Annotated in this window: 13 protein-coding genes, 2 tRNA genes and 5 pseudogenes; 11 read left to right on the top strand and 9 right to left on the bottom strand. The window is 45.5% G+C overall.

Going from position 1 to position 16,709, the window contains the following annotated elements; translation table 11 throughout:
* Positions 1–6: 6 nt before the first annotated feature.
* The 6 genes from LBPC_RS03335 to LBPC_RS03305 all read left to right on the top strand — a co-directional run bounded on the left by LBPC_RS03335 (position 7) and on the right by LBPC_RS03305 (position 5,170).
* Positions 7–1,047, top strand: a complete 1,041-nt coding sequence (locus tag LBPC_RS03335; RefSeq protein WP_003662896.1) for a permease prefix domain 1-containing protein — start codon at positions 7–9, stop codon at positions 1,045–1,047.
* Between the two features lie 111 nt (positions 1,048–1,158).
* Positions 1,159–1,231: transfer RNA gene (locus LBPC_RS03330), tRNA-Ala, on the top strand.
* Positions 1,232–1,252: 21 nt separating this feature from the next.
* A tRNA-Ala gene (locus LBPC_RS03325) sits at positions 1,253–1,323 on the top strand.
* Positions 1,324–1,919: 596 nt separating this feature from the next.
* Positions 1,920–2,936 (top strand): IS30 family transposase, encoded by a 1,017-nt coding sequence (locus tag LBPC_RS03315; protein ID WP_003596308.1) that lies wholly within the window; start codon positions 1,920–1,922, stop codon positions 2,934–2,936.
* Positions 2,937–2,989: 53 nt separating this feature from the next.
* Positions 2,990–3,619, top strand: coding sequence for an AbiH family protein (locus LBPC_RS03310; protein ID WP_060473865.1), 630 nt, complete (start codon positions 2,990–2,992; stop codon positions 3,617–3,619).
* Between the two features lie 132 nt (positions 3,620–3,751).
* On the top strand, positions 3,752–5,170 hold the full coding sequence (locus LBPC_RS03305) for an IS5 family transposase (protein ID WP_003662893.1): 1,419 nt from the start codon (positions 3,752–3,754) through the stop codon (positions 5,168–5,170).
* A gap of 708 nt (positions 5,171–5,878) precedes the next feature.
* Here LBPC_RS03305 and LBPC_RS03300 read toward each other — a convergent pair.
* From LBPC_RS03300 to LBPC_RS03290, 3 genes and pseudogenes are all read right to left on the bottom strand, one after another.
* Positions 5,879–6,172, bottom strand: a complete 294-nt coding sequence (locus tag LBPC_RS03300; RefSeq protein WP_003593566.1) for a head-tail connector protein — start codon at positions 6,170–6,172, stop codon at positions 5,879–5,881.
* A gap of 63 nt (positions 6,173–6,235) precedes the next feature.
* A complete protein-coding gene (locus LBPC_RS03295) occupies positions 6,236–7,780 on the bottom strand; it encodes a phage major capsid protein (RefSeq protein ID WP_003662889.1) in 1,545 nt (514 codons plus the stop codon).
* A pseudogene (locus LBPC_RS03290) lies at positions 7,767–8,917 on the bottom strand (phage portal protein). Before LBPC_RS03290 ends, LBPC_RS03295 begins: the two are co-directional and overlap by 14 nt.
* 20 nt (positions 8,918–8,937) lie before the next feature.
* Between LBPC_RS03290 and LBPC_RS17490 the strand changes: the two are divergent.
* From LBPC_RS17490 to LBPC_RS03270, 5 genes and pseudogenes are all read left to right on the top strand, one after another.
* Positions 8,938–8,988, top strand: a pseudogene (locus tag LBPC_RS17490) (hypothetical protein); the annotation flags it as partial.
* 54 nt (positions 8,989–9,042) lie between these two features.
* A complete protein-coding gene (locus tag LBPC_RS03285) occupies positions 9,043–9,414 on the top strand; it encodes a hypothetical protein (protein WP_003662884.1) in 372 nt (123 codons plus the stop codon).
* A gap of 59 nt (positions 9,415–9,473) precedes the next feature.
* The gene (locus tag LBPC_RS03280; RefSeq protein ID WP_186806672.1) at positions 9,474–10,019 is read left to right on the top strand and encodes a tyrosine-type recombinase/integrase; all 546 of its coding nucleotides are present in this window, start codon (positions 9,474–9,476) and stop codon (positions 10,017–10,019) included.
* A 105-nt stretch (positions 10,020–10,124) separates the two neighbouring features.
* Positions 10,125–11,045 carry an IS30 family transposase gene (locus tag LBPC_RS03275; RefSeq protein WP_003574021.1) on the top strand — a complete coding sequence of 307 codons (921 nt, stop codon included), beginning with the start codon at positions 10,125–10,127 and terminating at the stop codon, positions 11,043–11,045.
* Between the two features lie 17 nt (positions 11,046–11,062).
* Positions 11,063–11,680: pseudogene (locus LBPC_RS03270) on the top strand (site-specific integrase); the annotation flags it as partial.
* Between the two features lie 354 nt (positions 11,681–12,034).
* Here the strand turns inward: LBPC_RS03270 and LBPC_RS03260 are convergent.
* From LBPC_RS03260 to LBPC_RS03235, 6 genes and pseudogenes are all read right to left on the bottom strand, one after another.
* Positions 12,035–12,724: pseudogene (locus tag LBPC_RS03260) on the bottom strand (alpha-hydroxy-acid oxidizing protein); the annotation flags it as partial.
* A gap of 9 nt (positions 12,725–12,733) precedes the next feature.
* Positions 12,734–13,533, bottom strand: a protein-coding gene (locus LBPC_RS03255; protein ID WP_371859054.1) for an IS5 family transposase whose coding sequence is annotated in 2 segments (ribosomal slippage) — positions 12,734–13,254 and positions 13,254–13,533 — 801 coding nt in all. Because the reading frame shifts where the segments join, the coding sequence is not laid out codon by codon here.
* A gap of 71 nt (positions 13,534–13,604) precedes the next feature.
* Positions 13,605–14,021 (bottom strand): annotated as a pseudogene (locus tag LBPC_RS03250) (alpha-hydroxy-acid oxidizing protein); the annotation flags it as partial.
* A gap of 69 nt (positions 14,022–14,090) precedes the next feature.
* Positions 14,091–14,750, bottom strand: a complete 660-nt coding sequence (locus LBPC_RS03245) for a nitroreductase family protein (protein WP_032781233.1) — start codon at positions 14,748–14,750, stop codon at positions 14,091–14,093.
* Positions 14,751–14,794: 44 nt separating this feature from the next.
* The gene (locus tag LBPC_RS03240; RefSeq protein ID WP_003583729.1) at positions 14,795–15,640 is read right to left on the bottom strand and encodes an acetoacetate decarboxylase family protein; all 846 of its coding nucleotides are present in this window, start codon (positions 15,638–15,640) and stop codon (positions 14,795–14,797) included.
* A gap of 75 nt (positions 15,641–15,715) precedes the next feature.
* Complete coding sequence (locus LBPC_RS03235) at positions 15,716–16,576, bottom strand: SDR family NAD(P)-dependent oxidoreductase (RefSeq protein WP_003563824.1); 861 nt, start codon at positions 16,574–16,576, stop codon at positions 15,716–15,718.
* Between the last annotated feature and the right edge of the window lie 133 nt (positions 16,577–16,709).

The following is a 16,709-nucleotide window of genomic DNA, read 5'->3' as shown; positions in this document are numbered from 1 at the left end:
TCGCCCATGGATACCATCACCACCTACCTAGATAGTCTTTTTGCTTCCTTACCTGATAATGACAAAACCCGACAAGCCAAAGCCGATATGCTCGCTAACATGCGTGATTATTACCGTGATTTGTTGCGCGAAGGTAAAAGCGAAGAAGCCGCTATTGGTGCTGTCATCAGCGCATTTGGCTCAATTGACGAGCTACGGGCTGATCTGGGAATGCCAGCACAAGCAACGGCGACAACAACACAGGCGGACCCCACCGATGCTGAGGAAGAAGCCGATGAAGATGCGATTACTGAAACCGAACTTCGCAGCTTCTGGCACATGGCTGATCAGTTTGCCACCCAAATTGCCCTTGGTGTTTTGCTTTGCGCCGTCAGTATCGCCTTGCCTGCCTACACAGGCGGGGGCCGCTGGGAAGGATTCGGTGGGATTGGCATGTTTCTGCTTGCTGCACTTGCAGTTGGTCTGTTCATCTGGGGCGGCACCGTCTTCAGCCAGCAAAAAAAGCAGCTTAATGACCGGCCGATCACAGCCAGTGCCAAACAGCTAGTCAACAAGACCACCGGGGAATACACCCGGCAATTTGCCGCTGGGTTGATTGCCGGTATTATGATCTGCATCGGCTCTCTCATCCCACCCATCATTTCTGCCTACATTCCTGGTTTTATCAGTGAAAATGCTGGCGGAGCGCTATTTCTAGCAATTGCTGGCCTAGGCAGCTACCTGATCATTTATGTCTCCATCAATTATTCTCAGCTAAAACGTTATGCTTACGCGACAACTGCGGCAAACTCAACTGCTTGGTACCATGGTACTGATGACGATGCCGCTAATTATTGGGAACAGCCACACAAGCATCATCAGAACACCCGAGCACGCCAAGATATAGCACTTTTTCACCAAGTCTATTGGCCGACCGTGCTTATCATCTATCTTCTTGTCAGCTTTCTACTCCACGGATGGGCATACTCTTGGCTCATTTTCATCATTGGCGGTGTCATGCAAAACATCATTACTGCCGTCATCGCACGCCGGGACTATTCAGAATAAAGCGTTTCGATTCATTGTGCAAGTCCGTCACGGCAGCTTTTCTTCTCTGATATTCACAAGCATGCCTCTTTACAGCAGACCGGAAGTTCAGTACAATGAATCTTGTGTTTTGGGTCCATAGCTCAGTTGGGAGAGCGCCTGCTTCGCATGTAGGAGGTCGACGGTTCAAGTCCGTTTGGATCCATTTTATATCAGCTTTCATGGCAGGTCTTTAGCTCAGTTGGGAGAGCGCCTGCATGGCATGCAGGAGATCGACGGTTCAAGTCTGTTAAGCTAACTCTATGAAATTCACTGAAGTTCATACCAGCCTTCGAACGCTGATATATCAACCTTTTAAACTTTAACAACTCCATAGAGAATCACCAAAGCGAATAGAAAATGTACCAAAAATGCACCACTTTTACAAGACAGAGTGCGGGCGGGGTGCCACTTCATTATGAGGTGGCTTTTTTGATTCTTTTAGTAGTGATGTATACTTGCACAAAAAGAGGGGCATTTGAAATGGATGATACTTTGTTTGTACTAGGGAATGGATTTGATATACATTCTTGTTTACCAACCCGTTTTTGCCAATTTCGAAAATTTGTTTGTGAGAGAGCGGACATTAATCCGGGAAGGGTTTATAACGACATGGATAAACTTTTTCCAGAAAGCATGAATTTCCAACAAGATCCTAAAGGTGGGCTAAATGGTCCCTATATGAAGATTTGGATATACTTGTTAGATAGCGCCTCTAAGGAATGTTCAGCTTATGATCCCGATAAATATTGCCCCAGTTTACAATTCAAGTGCAACACCCTGACGACTAGACCATAAAGGCCATGAAGACCTATTCTTGTTAGTGCTAGCTAAACAAGAAAGCAGGAATCTTCATGACCCACTCTCAGACTAACACCCACAAGCATTACCAACAACTCAGTTTTAGCGACCGTGCTACAATTCAGGCCCTTCAGGCTGCTGGTGACACCGCGACCGTGATTGCACAGAAGCTTCATCGCAGTAAAGCGACAATCTCACGAGAAATCACGCGTGGATCTGTAACTCAGCTCGACTCGAAGCGTCACTCGCATCAAGTCTATCTTGCGGAAACTGCCCAAGCCATGCACGACCGTAAACGCGATAGAACCGGTCACTACGCCTTTCTTAAGACCGGCCGTGCGTTCTTCAAGGCTCTCGCCAGGGAGCTTACTCGTAAGCCGCGCGTACACAGCGTTGATAGCTTCGTACACTTCTATCGCGACCAGGGCAAGGCTTGCCCTTCAACGACAACTGTCTATCGCTACATCGACGCCGGGCTGCTTGAGCTAGACAACATGACACTTCCCAAGAAGCTCCGACGCCGCATCAAAGGCTATAAGAACGCCCACAAGCGCAAGAATAAGAAGATATACGGCGACTCAATCGAGTTGCGTCCTGCGGCCGTGAATGACCGCACAGGCGTGGGACATTGGGAAGGCGACTTGGTCAAAGGTATTCGCTTAGCTGATGAGCCAGCATTAATGACGCTCACAGAACGGTACAGCCGGACTGAGATCATCGTCAAGATTCCTGACTATCATGCGGGCACCTGCCTTAAAGCCTTGCAGGACACGATCGACGACTACGGGGCCAAGGAATTTGAGAGTATCACTTTTGACAATGGTTCCGAGTTTGCCAAGTTATCAGAGATTGTTGGAACCCAGATTTACTTCGCACATCCGTACTCGCCTTGGGAGCGTGGCACAAACGAGAACGCCAATGGACTGCTTAGGGAATTCTTCCCGAAAGGGAAGTCTCTCAGAGCAATTACCCTGGTTGAAATTCAAGCAGTCCAATCCGCACTGAACCATCGTCCCAGACGTATTCTGAACTATCTTCGCCCATGCGATTACTACCGATGCATGGCGTAACAGCCTAGACCACTATCAAGAATTCGTTATCATCGTTGCACTTGACTTGAAAATTGAGGCCCGATAAATATTGGGCTGATTTTGAAGAAGACTTAGGTGGGTTGCCATACGAAGACGTGCTGGATCAGCCAGAAATCCAATTCGATAGCGAAGGGGATGAAGATCCTTTCCAAACTGGGGAGGCAAGTCAATCAATGGAGCAATACATATCCGTAAATATGTTGACCAAAGAGTTACGAGAATGGATTGAGAACGTTGAAGAAACTAGTCCTGAGATTGATAAAAATCTAGCTGAAAGATTTAAAGGCCATAATAATATGTTTCTTTCATTTAATTATACTAACACATTAGAAAAATGGTATGAAATAGATTATACACAGGTTACGCATATCCATGGATTTGTTGACAATGAAACACAGGTTCCTGATACTATTATTTTTGGACATAAAGATAACGATAGTTATAATATGCCTGCTCCGAGTGAAGAGTATATGTCAGACATTGACCAAGAAACCTTGAAACCTGTTCTTGATATCATTAGTAAACACGAATATTTCTATAAAAAGATCATGGCAAGCAATCTTAAGAGCCTGTTCTTTTATGGATTTAGTTTTTCAGAAGTAGATAGTCCTTATATTGAAAAAATACTTAAATCAATTACTACATCAAAACCAATTATATAGTGGCTGTTCAAAAACGCGTAGTGACTGATACTAGTGATTTTAAGACGTTACTGTCTTATAATAAATACATACAAAATGTCGGTTTTCGGACATTTCCCATGCATTTATGAAATTCACTCGGAGGTTTTATCCATGGTTTATCGTCAAAGTCCCCACCAACTCTCTTTTGAATCCTTTGGTTGCGGTCTGAGTACACCGCTCAGTCCAAATAATGAGTGGGTGCGCTTAGCCGATATTTTTCCGTGGAAAGAACTCGATGAGGCATACCAATTGGAGTTTTCCAAGAAAAGTACTGGGCGCGCGGCTAAACCATTTCGGATGCTTTATGGCGCTGGACTGATTCAGAATCGAATGAAACTAACCGATCGCGGTGTGGTCGACGCAATTCGAGATACGCCGGCTTATCAGTATTTCATCGGGCTCTCGGAATATCGTGCAGAGAAGCCCTTCGCATACACCAGCTTGTGTACCTTCCGTAAACGGATTGCGGATATCTCTGAACTGGTCAGAAACATTATCAATGATTGGCTTCGTGCCAAGATCGAAGCCTTGGTGCCATTCAAGGTTGACGTGATGATCACGGATGCCACAGCGATTCCGGTGAAGATCCGCTATCCCCAAGATACCTCGCTGCTCAATCAAGCCCGCAAGAATCTTGAAGACATGGCCATTGACATGGCGCATCAACTGAATGTCCCTAATCCACGCATGTATAAGCGTGAAGCCAAACAAGTTTGGACGGCTTTCTCACGCCATCCAAAGAGCCAAAAGCAATCCGTTCACAAGCAAGTTAAAGCGCAACTTCAATACGTCCGTCGCGACTTGCGCTACATCAATGAATTCATTGATGCAGGGGCAATCTTAACCGCCAAACAAGCAGTACGCTTGGGTGTCATCCGAATCTTGTTTGACCAACAATGGTATATGTTTGAACACAAGATTCACCATGTCGCAGACCGGATTGTTAGTCTCCAACAGCCTTATATTCGACCGATCCAGCGTGGTAAGGCGAAAGCCAAAGTTGAGTTTGGGGCCAAGATTGACGCATCGTTAAGTGAGGGCATCGTTGATATTGAGCGTTTCGAATTCAGGGCTTTCAATGAGAGTAAAGACTTTGAAGCGACCTTGGATCATTACTTCGACTTGCATGGCCATTACCCAGATGAGGTGTTGGCAGACACGCTTTATCGCAACCGCGACAATCGAAAGTTGTGTAAGGACCTAGGCATCACCCTGTGCGGACCTAAACTTGGCGCAAAGCCCAAACACATTGATGCCAAGAAACGCCGCCAGGATACGGACGCAGAGAATCGACGCGGGGCCATTGAACGCCGATTCGCCTTTCTCAAAGGGTCAGTAGGCTTGGACTTAGTCAATACCCGAACAGCTGAGTCATTGGCCGTTAAAATCGATCAGGCAATGGTATTAAGCAATGCGCTGACATTCTTGAGAGTGTTTGCTATACCAATTTTAATTTTAACCACGAACGAAGGGCAAACCTATCGTTTCCGGTACAAATTTACTACTAGCATTGAGAATATGGTGGCCTAGTTGAACAGCCACTATATATATAAACAAAATGTCATTCGAAGCAGGAATATATTATTTAAAGCATGTGTGTGCTAAATTAGGATTAAATGCAGTGTTCTACAAAATTTCGGATTAAAGAACATGTTATGGCTAAGAATTTTGGCCTTTGAGTAGTTCTCATTACTATACATTGACAGTATAAGGATCTCAAGCGACTAAATGTTTCTCGCTTCTATTTCAAGCAAGTAGCAATTTGATATCTGGTCAACAAGGCCCGAAATTCGGACTCTGTTAGCTATTTAGATATTGTCGAAACAGTCATTGAACTACGGAGGGAGTCGCGAATCACGACCCCCTTTTTACATGATTATCACAGTTCGCGACAACCGTTCCTCAAGGTAACACTTTTAGTTTGGTGATCCAGTGTGCACCAGAATCCGTCTCTCAGCACACAAAAAACGGGCATCTCTGCCCGCCAATTGAAAACGACAAGTCACGTAGTCAGCTTCTCAAGCAGAACGATCTGCTAAACAAGAAACTGGCTATTTTTATGACCAAAGAGGTTAGTGTAATGATGATACTGTACTGCCTGGATTTCAGCGAGGCAAAAAGTAACCTGGTCTATAAAATGCGCCACCGGTTAGCTATGCCGTGCGTCGGTTAAAACGGATCTACCCGCTTATCGCCGAGGACTATCTTAATTAGATCATAACCTGTTGGTTATCGATACTATACGTCTGCTGCAAACAGCCCTCTTAACTGCTGGATCATGCTAACCACTAAATACGGTGGCTCTTGACTTGCTGTGGTAACTGCTCCACGATTCTGATACCAGAATTCGGTCAACATGGCCACAGCAATGTCAAATTGTGAGTACGCTTGTAACGCATCAATTGCCGCTGTGCTGTCAACGGCATTGTGAACATAGTCTTGCGCCGCTGTCAGGTAGTTGCTGATCAAACTATCGTCAGTATCAGTCTGCACACGCAGGCTATTTTTAATGTCATCAGTAGTGACAGTCATGTGCTCATCTCCTATATAAAAATAGGGGCGTACCCTGAGGCACACCCCCACTAAATTATGCGCTTAGGCCTTTACCGGTGTGATGTCAACAATTCGAACAGCGTCTGGATCAACCACTTCATAGTCGTTGCGGATGACAACCGCCAAACCTTGACTATAACTGTCGAACCGTTCGAACTGGGTGTTGACTTCGTTCTTTTGGGCTAAGAAAATCGCTTGGGAAAAGTCCCCGATGATGATCCGATAGGTGCCCGCCTTATCAGTCGGCAATACTTTGTTAGCAATCACGATCACTGGTGCCCCAAACAGTTGCTTGCCTGATGGTGCAGTGATTGAAGGTTGTAACAAGTATCGGCCCTCGCTGTCTTTCAGTGTATCAAGGTAGTTGAAAGCATCCTGATTGACGATAACAGACAAGGACAGTGCTGGATCTAACTCAACATTGAAGGTTTGCTTGATGTCATCGAGACCAGTACCCGTGATGTGCTTGAAGTTATCGTTGGTGCCCGTCTTGCCAGTCAGAACACTGATAATGTTGCTATTGTCCGTGTTTTGTACCAGCTTCTTGAGTTGATTCTTAACCTCGGCAACAATATCAACTTCACTGTCTTCTACCAGTTCATTAGACAGATAGATCTTGCCAGCACGGGTAGCAACCTTGTAGTCAACACCACGGAATAGGGTTGCATCGATCTCTGGCACGTCTGCGAGTTCTTCCTTGGTGGCTAAGACACCATTGTTAGTGAGGGCAATTGGGTAGGTGCCAACCGGGGTCCCGACCTGCTTCACAGTGACGTATTTAGCCAGATCATAATCGGATTCCTTTAGATTCCAGACATCTTCGATGACTTCTTTAGGAACGACTGTACCAGCAGTGGTTGTCGTTAAACCGTCACGTTGCTCACCCATGCTGCGGATGTAATCTTCATACGCGCGGGACTCAGTGTGTTCTTTGTTGTCGATAATTGTTTTTTCGGTCATGGTTTTATCTCCCTTTTCTGGTTGTTCAGTATTAGTTTTTAGCCACTCAGTGTAGCTGCGTTTGTCCACTTGGACGTTGGTATCGTCATATGCTGGAATAGCCACCAGTGAGACGTCGAACAGACTCTTCACTTGCTTGATGGTACGAATGACTTGTCCGCTGTCGTCTTTAGTGAACGTGTCACCGTCTGGCGCAGCATTGAAAGTAAAACTCATGGCTGACAGATTACCAGCTTGGACGTTGTTATAAGCATCATTGGCTGTGGTCGTATCGGGCAAAGTTGCTTCAAATTGCAAGCCTTTATCATCCACGTTTAAGGTCAAGGTGCCAGCCTTAGTACTGGCTAAGACTTGGCTAAAATCATGGTTTGAAATCATATAGACGTCTGATAGATCCATATTGTCGAATGCGTGCGGATCAACGACTTCTTTAAAACCACCAAGATCCTTACTTGGACTATTGAAAACTACTGCATAACCACTTAGTTTCTTTGACCCGCTAGTGGTGTCGTCCTGTTGCTGTGTGTCTGGATCGTCTTGGTCTTGACTGTCGTCTGCTGTGGCAGGATCAGCGGTAGTTAGATCAGCGTCAGGATTCAGGCGTTTTTCTACGTCATCTTGATTCATTAGACGCACTTCCTTTCTGTTTATCTTGATAAGTGACAAGGTTGCTTAGTGGCGTGTAGTTCAGACTGGCCATAATCTCATCTCCACCGGGAATTGATGGCAGGTTTAACTTGGCTCGTGCTTCATTAGTGGTCAGAACACCGCCTTGCAGCCCCTTAACTGCTAGTTCTTGCATCGTGGCTGGGTCTGCACTGAACAGCTTGTCAGTGTTGAAACTGAATCGATTATCGCCAGTCGAAAGCTTAGCGTCCATCTCACTAGTGAAGCAGGTAAAATACTGAATCACGTGTTTTGCAGATAGATCAAATTCGACTGTACGGCATTAGAGTGCTCGCTTTCGATACCCAGCCGATCCAGTGGTAACCCGAACGCTTTGGCAATCTGTTTCGTTGTCCAATCGCTAAAATTGACTAGATTCAGCACGTCAGTATTAACTTCGAGTTGCTTGTAATCCATATCATTATCTAAAATGATGGTCTTGAGGGCATTATCACCACTGTTGGCAGCTTCAAATTTATTACGGATGTTTTCTTTGGCCTTGGTGTCTAGCTGGATCTTGTTGACTTTAAGAATGCCTGTCCCTTGGACACCGGTGTTAAAGAATCCCTTCAGTAACGCATGTCCAGACTTTTGTACCCCAACCTCATCACGGAGGCTATACAGTGGTGATAGTCCTTTGTAACCGTCTTGTGTGAAGTGTAAGACCTCACTGGCATTTAAACGCTGTGAACGACCGCTGTCAGGCGTGTATTCGTAACTGATAATGCCGGTCGTATCATCTTGTTTAACCACCATTTGACTGTTGGTGACTAACTCGAAGCCAGTGACTTGTCCGCTAGGATTTTTAGTAACCCGTGCAAAGCTGTTACCATTCAGCAGCATGTTAGCAGCTAGGGCAAACTTGAACCCCCACGCGGTCATGTGGTCATTGGGTGCTTTGTTAAGGAGCACGCTGATGCGCTTGTCACTGTATTCAATCGGATTGGTTGCAAGATCACTGGCAATCACGCGCACCGCCGTAAACACATCCGAATTACGTAAAGCACCAATCCCCACATATAAGCCGCTGTCATTGCTGGTCATGCTGACAAGCGCAGCTAGGAACGGTTCGCTTAAGAAACGCTGTTGGCTGGTCAAAAAGTGAGACGGCCAGACGTATTGGTGTTATCGTTGGAACTTATTCAAACTGGGAATATGGGAACCGATTCCCAGCTCAAGAGAATATTAAAAAAATTTTTAAGACATATGGTATTTCTCCTACTTTGTTAATATTTGGAGATCCTTATAGCAATGATGATTATTATTTTGTAGCCAAGGGACGTATTTTAAAGTTTAGTGAGGATGCTCCTGACGAAGATCTATATACTGCTCAAGATGGGGAAGAAATAAAGATCGGCAATAGTAACAGAGATCTTTTTGTCGGCATTCAAAGGGGGTCTGAAGATGCTGCTCTTTACGACACGAAGCAGGGTATAAGAAATACTAGAATGGATTATAAAAGTCACCACGCGTTTTCAGATATTATTTCAAATGCTCGACTTCTGACAATTCCTTACATTCCTATTGATGAAAAAAGGAAGTATAAAGAAAACATCGTCAAAGCCGTTGATATACTTTTGCACCAATCTAATTAAACAGCTACTCTACTGCTTCCTTACATACCCCGCCCGCAAGCTGGTACGGAGGGAAAAAAATGGCAACAATCAAACGTTACAAAAATAGCAGCGGAGATACACGATATGAAATCTTTGTCTCTGCTGGTACTGATGAACTAACTGGAAAGAAGCGCCGAATTCATAAACGAGGCTTCAGAGACAAAAAAGAAGCCGCCCTAGCAGCATCCAGATTTACCTTAGACGCTGATGCAGGCAGTTTATCGACTATTAGAAGCATGACGTTCAAAGCTGTTTATCTTGAGTGGGACGCAGCATATAAGAATACCGTTCGAGAAAGCACGTACGAGCGCACCTATATACAAGTTAAGAAACACGTTTTACCGCTTTTTGGTAATAAACCGATTAATAAGATCACCACAGCGCAGCTACAGCAAGCCGTTAACCAATGGTCAAAACAAGTCACTAGGAACTACCGAAGATGGCTTACAACTACCAGTCGTATTCTTCGCTTTGCCTTACGCCGTGGTTACATTAATAAAAACCCGGCTGACCTTGTCATCATTCCAAAAGAGAAGGAACAAATTGGTGATGTTGCTGCGAACTTTTGGGATAAGCAAGCCTAGATTGCATAATTAAAGTTACCACCCAGAAAATGTGAAAAAAGACCTGTCCGTTCTTGCTAAAATGGTGTTTGCATAACATACCATCTAGAGAGAAGGACAGGTCCCATGGCCATTATAACCTTAATTGAACGATCTCAGATAGAACTGATGCAACACCACACGATTCAATACATCGCCGCGACCTTAGGCCGCTCTCGTATTTCTATTAGGCATGAGCTTCACCGTTGCCCTGAAGGTGATTACTGCGCCATTATAGCTCAGGATCATGCCGATACTTGTCGGCATCGTTGTGGTCGGCACTCGATTTTAACGCCTAAGTTGAAGCGGATGGTAACTGAGAAGCTAAACCTAGGTTGGTCCCCTGAAATGGTCGGTTATGCCGTTCACTGTGCGCCACACACGATTTACCACTGGATTTATCAAAGACAAGTCGATTTTCAGCCAAGCCAACTCTTTGATCACGGTAAACGTCATAAAAGAAGACAAGACCTTCGGTCGCGCTATAACCAAGCAGTAGGCACCTCAATTGAGATTCGCAGTGAGTCAGCTAATCGGCGAACCGAAAAAGGACATTTAGAGATGGATACAGTTCGCGGTGGTCGCGGGTCAAAGGCTGCTGTTTTGACCATTGTCGATCGGGTGACACGTTTAATGGCGACAACTAAGCTTGAAAACTTATCACAAAATGCTGTTCTCAAGGGATTTGCAAGACTGATGGTGGACTTTCCGGGTCCGGTTCGATCAGTGACGGTTGATCACGGTAAAGAGTTTTCCTGCGATCAGGCGCTTACAAAGCGCTATCGGATACCGGTTTACTTTTGCCACGCCTATCACCCGAATGAACGGGGCACAAATGAACGGTTCAATCGAGAACTTCGCTACTATTTCCCGAAGGGAACACAGTTTGATCAGGTTTCAGAGACCGATATTCAACAAGCCACAGCGCTTATCAATAACAAACCTAGAAAATGTCTCCGTTGGCAAACCCCAGTTCAAGCAGTGAGCAAGCCTCTTTCTAGGTGGTAACTTTATTATTGCAATCTAGGCAAGAGTTAACAAGGTTCTTTAGTTATATTGATGCAAAGCAAGAACCACAGAAGACTTCGCTTTTCAGAATACTAGCCTTTGGTGGCCTTCGACGTGGTGAATGTCTAGCACTGACTTGGAAAGATATTAGCTTTACCGACAGCACAATAACAGTTAACAAGACACTATCGCAAGGCATGAACGGCCGTCAGCTTGTTCAGCCACCGAAGACACGGAAAAGCAGACGTACTATAACCATGGATAGCAAAACAATGTCTGCATTGAAGCACTGGCGACTTGTTCAGCTACAAAAGTATATGGCTTTAGGATTTAACACCAATAAACCCGATCAACTAGTATTTTCAAACCGCAAGAATAAGCACCTGCTGTTACACAAACCTGCTGATTGGCTTAAATCGATTGAGGATGCTCACAAGATTAAACACCGCATTACAATTCATGGCTTCAGGCATTCACACGCAAGCGCCCTGTTTTCTGCCGGGGCCACTGTCAAAGAGGTTCAGGAAAGGCTAGGCCACTCGGATGTTAAAACCACTCTCAATATCTACACTCATGTAACAAAGAGTCAGAATAAAGAGGCAGTTAACAAGCTAGTCGCATATCTCAATTTTTGACCAAAGTGCACCAAAAAGTGCACCACGCAAGTTTTAATGGCAGCCCAAAGCCGCACTATCGCTGATATAACGGACTCATACCAGGAAGGGGGTTCAATCCCGTTAAGATCCATGAGTGATTTTCTTCTGGCAATTAGCTTCACCGAACATCAAACTTGCGCTCATAGCCTAAAAGGAATAGTCAACATTTCTTGCTGGGCAGGCAGTGTTGATTTCGAAAAACGCCAGCGACAGTTAGACAATTTAGTCTACTGTCGCTGGCATTTTTTGTTGTTAGCATTTACCAAAACAATAATCATCTTTTCCCTGAAACAAAAAAATGCCCAACCCTTATCAGGTGGACATTTTCTCTGATTATGCAAAAGTAGTTTTAATCTGCATCTGCTTGACATCAGCCATCGTTTGACAACCGGTTAGTTGCATAGCGATGTTGATTTCCATCTTCATGTGATCGGCTACCGCCTTGACACCTTCCCAGCCGCCGAGGGCTAAGCCATAACTGAATGGCCGGCCGATGCCGACAAGATCGGCGCCGAGGGCCAAGGCCTTCAGGACATGGGTGCCGCGTTGAACGCCACCATCAAAGATAATTGGTACGCGATGATCAACTGCAGCCGCAATTGCTGGTAAGGCTTCAATCGCACCTGGCGCACCATCTAGTTGGCGGCCACCGTGGTTGGAAACATAGATGCCAGCTGCACCAGCTGTGATCGCCGCAACCGCATCATCAGGATGCTGAATGCCTTTGACAATAATTGGCAGCCCTGAATAAGAGGCCAACTTATCGATGGTTGCAAGATCCAGTTTCTGCATGGATTCTTTAAACAAACCGCCAGCGCCAACTCCCTGCTGCCCAGTATTGTAACCTTCAAGATTAGCTAAGCGGCCTTTGAGATGACAATGATTCATCACGTCTTTTTCCCGATAGCCGCCAAGTGTCGAATCGGCTGTCAGAATGATCGCCAATGCGCCTGCTTGTTTTGCCTGATCTAACAGATATTGGCAATACGACCAATCTTTTGGCATGTAAAGTTGGAACATATAAGAGCCTGTTTAGTGTCTTTTGAGCATGAAGCGAAGAAAGGCTAACGTTATCATCATTGTACTAGTGTGAAGCTTGCGTTCGCAGTTTTTCCAGAGGCGACGGCATTTTTCTAGCCAGCCAAAGCTTCGCTCAATCACCCAACGTTGTGGGGTTACATGGCCATGCTTTAAATCACTTTGCTTGGCAATGATGACATCTGCACCGATGCTATTGCCAACTAAGCTGGCAAACTTATCTCCCGTATAGCCGCCGTCAACCATGATTCGCTGGACAAGGTCAAATTGATCTGCATGTAACATCAATAGCGAACTAGCAGCGTCACGATCAGATACGTCACCAGTGGTGACGTGAATTCCTTGGGGCAATCCTTGATTATCAACAGCTAATGTCCGTTTGATACCTTTAATCTTTTTGCCGCCATCATAACCTGAATTCTCTGCTGTGTCCGTGTTTTTAACACTTTGAGCATCCAGTATCAGGAACGAAGTTCTAGTTGACCGGCCTTGGCTAAATCGTAGGAAAGCGACAGTTTTTTTAAAACCCTGGTTAATAGGGCCATCTCGATTGGGTTCTCTTGTTTTGTCCAAAGCACCCAGTAATAATAAACAGTTTGCCACTTTGGAAAATCACTCGGGAGATCACGCCAAGTACACCCATTTTTCATGGTATACAGCATTGCACAAAAGACATCGTACAAATCAATTTGTCTTGGTGCAGTATGTTTCCGTGCATCTTCAAGATCAGCTCGAATGAGGTTAAATTGGTCACGCGTAATATCGCTACCATATCGATGGGTAAAAGTTCGCATAGTTAGCTCCAGTTTTTGTGCAAAGCATACCTGAAATTTAGCTATTCCGTAAAGACACTAAACAGGCTCTAAGGGGCACCGTCGCTGACTGCAGCAGTTTCCGCAATTGTCTTGGAAGCAAAGGTGCTTTGCGACATCATAATACCGGCCTCTTTTGCGCCTTTTGCTAAGCCCAATTCACCGCTTGGATGTGCTAGCGTGTTCCCGGCGATCGGCGCAGTTAACAGCGGTGACGCCAGTTTTGCTCCCATAAAGGTCGTACTTTGATCCGGCTTCTCCACTCCTTGGAGCACGCGCGGGAGCATTTGTACATCTGTAAAAGCGGTGGTGTTGCGGCGCATGGTGTAACCATCGTCAGAGCCTTCGCTGATATAGCCAAATTCGCCACGGCCAAGAATTTTCTCCGCACGCGCCTCCAAACTGGCTAAATCCAACACATCAATCGCATCAACTTTGCCGAATGGATCGGTCTCTACTGCATCGACCATCGTAAACTTCCTCTCTATTTCTAAAAAATTAAACGTGCCCACTCATCTCGGACAGTTTGTGCCGTCATATTAGTCCAAATAGTCAATCAGCTGCTTCACATCATAGCGATCAGTATGAATCGGCTTCTCAGCTGCCTTACCAATAGCCACTGCCATAACTGGCACAAAGCGTTTTGGATCAAGCCCCAATGTTGGAATAATCGTCTTGAAGTCGTAACCGGACCACGGATTGGCATCAAAGCCATGTGCCCGCGCCGTCAGCAGCAGTTGCATGCCAACCATGGCGCCATCGATGGTGGCATCTAATGTCAGAAATTCAGGTGAAGCATTTTCATATAATGGCAGGAAGGTATTGAAAATCTGGTCCAACTTTTCCTTGCTGATTTTGCCGTCTTCATAAACCTTGGTCCAAACATCACGATAAACTTCATGAGACTGCGTATCGCCGGCGATGAAGATGATGGCAGAACTGGAATCGATCTGCGGATAGTTGAATTTCATGGCAGTCTTTTTCAATTTTTCTTTGCCTTCTGGTGTATCAATAATGACAAAGTGCCACGACTGCAAGTTGCAGGCAGATGGCGCGGTGGTAGCTTCTTTAATCATTTCCTGAAGCTCGTCGCGACTGATTTTAACTGATGGATCGAACACCCGAACTGAATGACGATCAAACATCACGTCTGCGAAGTCATTATTAGTTAATTTTTTTGTTGCTACTGTTTCTGTCATTTTTATTTGCCTCATTTCTTAATATCAATATTAACCGTTTTCAATCAAATAATATAGGTTGTTGCCAGCGGATTCATCATGCTGCGATCGTAGCGACCGGTGATCAAATAAGGGGCGGTTTTATCGGCATCGACTTGTTCCAGATGCAAAGTGTTGAACATGGTCGAAGTCGCAAAATGATACCACATCGCACCAAGCGGCTTGAGCACTGGCAATTCACCGAATGGATCATCTTCAGTTGATGCAAGTTGAATCGACAGTTTCCCTGGCTCAACTCGATCAGCCAACGACTTCATCTGCGTGGCGACCAGCTCAACATTTTCAAAGTGGTTCGCACCTTGTTTATCCTGTACAAGATCATGGGTGAAGAAAAAACTGTTCATTTCGGATTCTTTGTTTAAGGCAAATTGGCTGCCAAATGTTTGCAAAATGGAAGGATCATTGACATCCCCAGCTTCCCAATCAACCGAAAGCAGCGTCTTGCCGTGACGTTCCACCGTGGCACTGGCACTGTTGTCATTGCGCCGCAGTTCGATGTGATCGGCGAGCTTCTTAGGAATACCTGCACCTTCACGACCTGCCACCAAGCCGGCTTCAGCACCAGGGCCATGCAGGAGCAAGGTTAGTGGATAGGAACCCATCATTTTGTCTTTGTAGCTAACAAGGGCAAATAGCGTTTGTTCCAGATAAGGTCCGCCAAACGACGGCTTACCCATGTGGACGACGTAGCCGCACACAACTGGTGCAACCAACTTCAACGGTGCCGGAATCAATTTGGCCAAGGCGTCTGGATCCGTGGCATAGGCAAAACTGATCCCTTCTTGATCATTCATACTTGGTAAATTCAGAAAGTTCTTCACGTCTTCTTGACTCACAACATAACTCGACATTTTTGACACTCCTTCTCTGTGAACGCTCGCCAGCGCGGTTGAGGCACTGATTCGCGTGTTATCGAAAGTAACTAACTACATAATCCCATCCATCACATGGACATCTGGTGCACCATTTTTGACGATCCGATTGACCCGATCCAAAATCAATGGGTTGAACTGTGGGTGGGTCAAAATGTAGAACTGATCTTCTTCAAGTGCTTTGAAAACCGTCGCCGCAATCGTATCAAGTGGCATACCGTTGGTGATCACATATTTGGCAAACTGTTGACCTTTCAGGAAAGCCTCGCTTTGATAGTAAGGATCACTTGGATCGCTGTATTGCTTTGGCCGATGTTCTTCAGTGTGATAAAGATCCGTCTGAACAAAACCTGGGCACATCACATGCATTTCAATATCAGCACCGGCCCGCTGCAGGTCATAAGCAGTTGCTTCACTCATACCGACGCTAGCAAACTTGCTGGCGTGATATGCAGGCATGCCTGGGGTATCGACCAAGCCAGCGATCGAAGCGACGTTTAAAATCGCCCCATGCGTTTTTTGCGCCATCATAATTGGAATAATCCGCTTCATCGCATAAACCTGACTCATCACATTGACGTGCATGATCCATTCCCAATCACGGGTTGGTAATTCCCACATACGTCCTGGCAAAGCAATCCCTGCATCATTGATCAGCAGATCGATTTGCTTAAATGTTTGAAGTGTCTGATCAATAGCTGCGTTGACTTCGTCTTCTTTGGTAACATCAGTCGGAATCATCACAGCATCCGCCCCTGTTGCCACAACGATTTGATAAGTTTCATTCAAAGCCGGCTTGTCGATATCGACTAAGGCGAGCTTCATCCCCCGTTTTGCCCCTTCTTCAGCAATGACCCGACCAAATCCGTGGGCGGCCCCGGTGATGAACATGACCTTGTCCTTAAAATCCTTCATAATTGCTTGCCTCCTATGTGGCGTGAATCCACACACGCAGTCATTCATGTGTGTGCTTATTCACAATTTCGAATACGCCTTTACGATAGCGCTTTCAAAACGTATGATGAAGGTACAGTTTGCACATGAATGA

The sequence above is a fragment of the Lacticaseibacillus paracasei subsp. paracasei genome, assembly GCF_000829035.1.
Classification (GTDB): Bacteria; Bacillota; Bacilli; order Lactobacillales; family Lactobacillaceae; genus Lacticaseibacillus; species Lacticaseibacillus paracasei.
The sequence above is the reverse complement of the archived record's forward strand: the minus strand, read 5'-3'. Positions and strand labels throughout refer to the sequence as shown.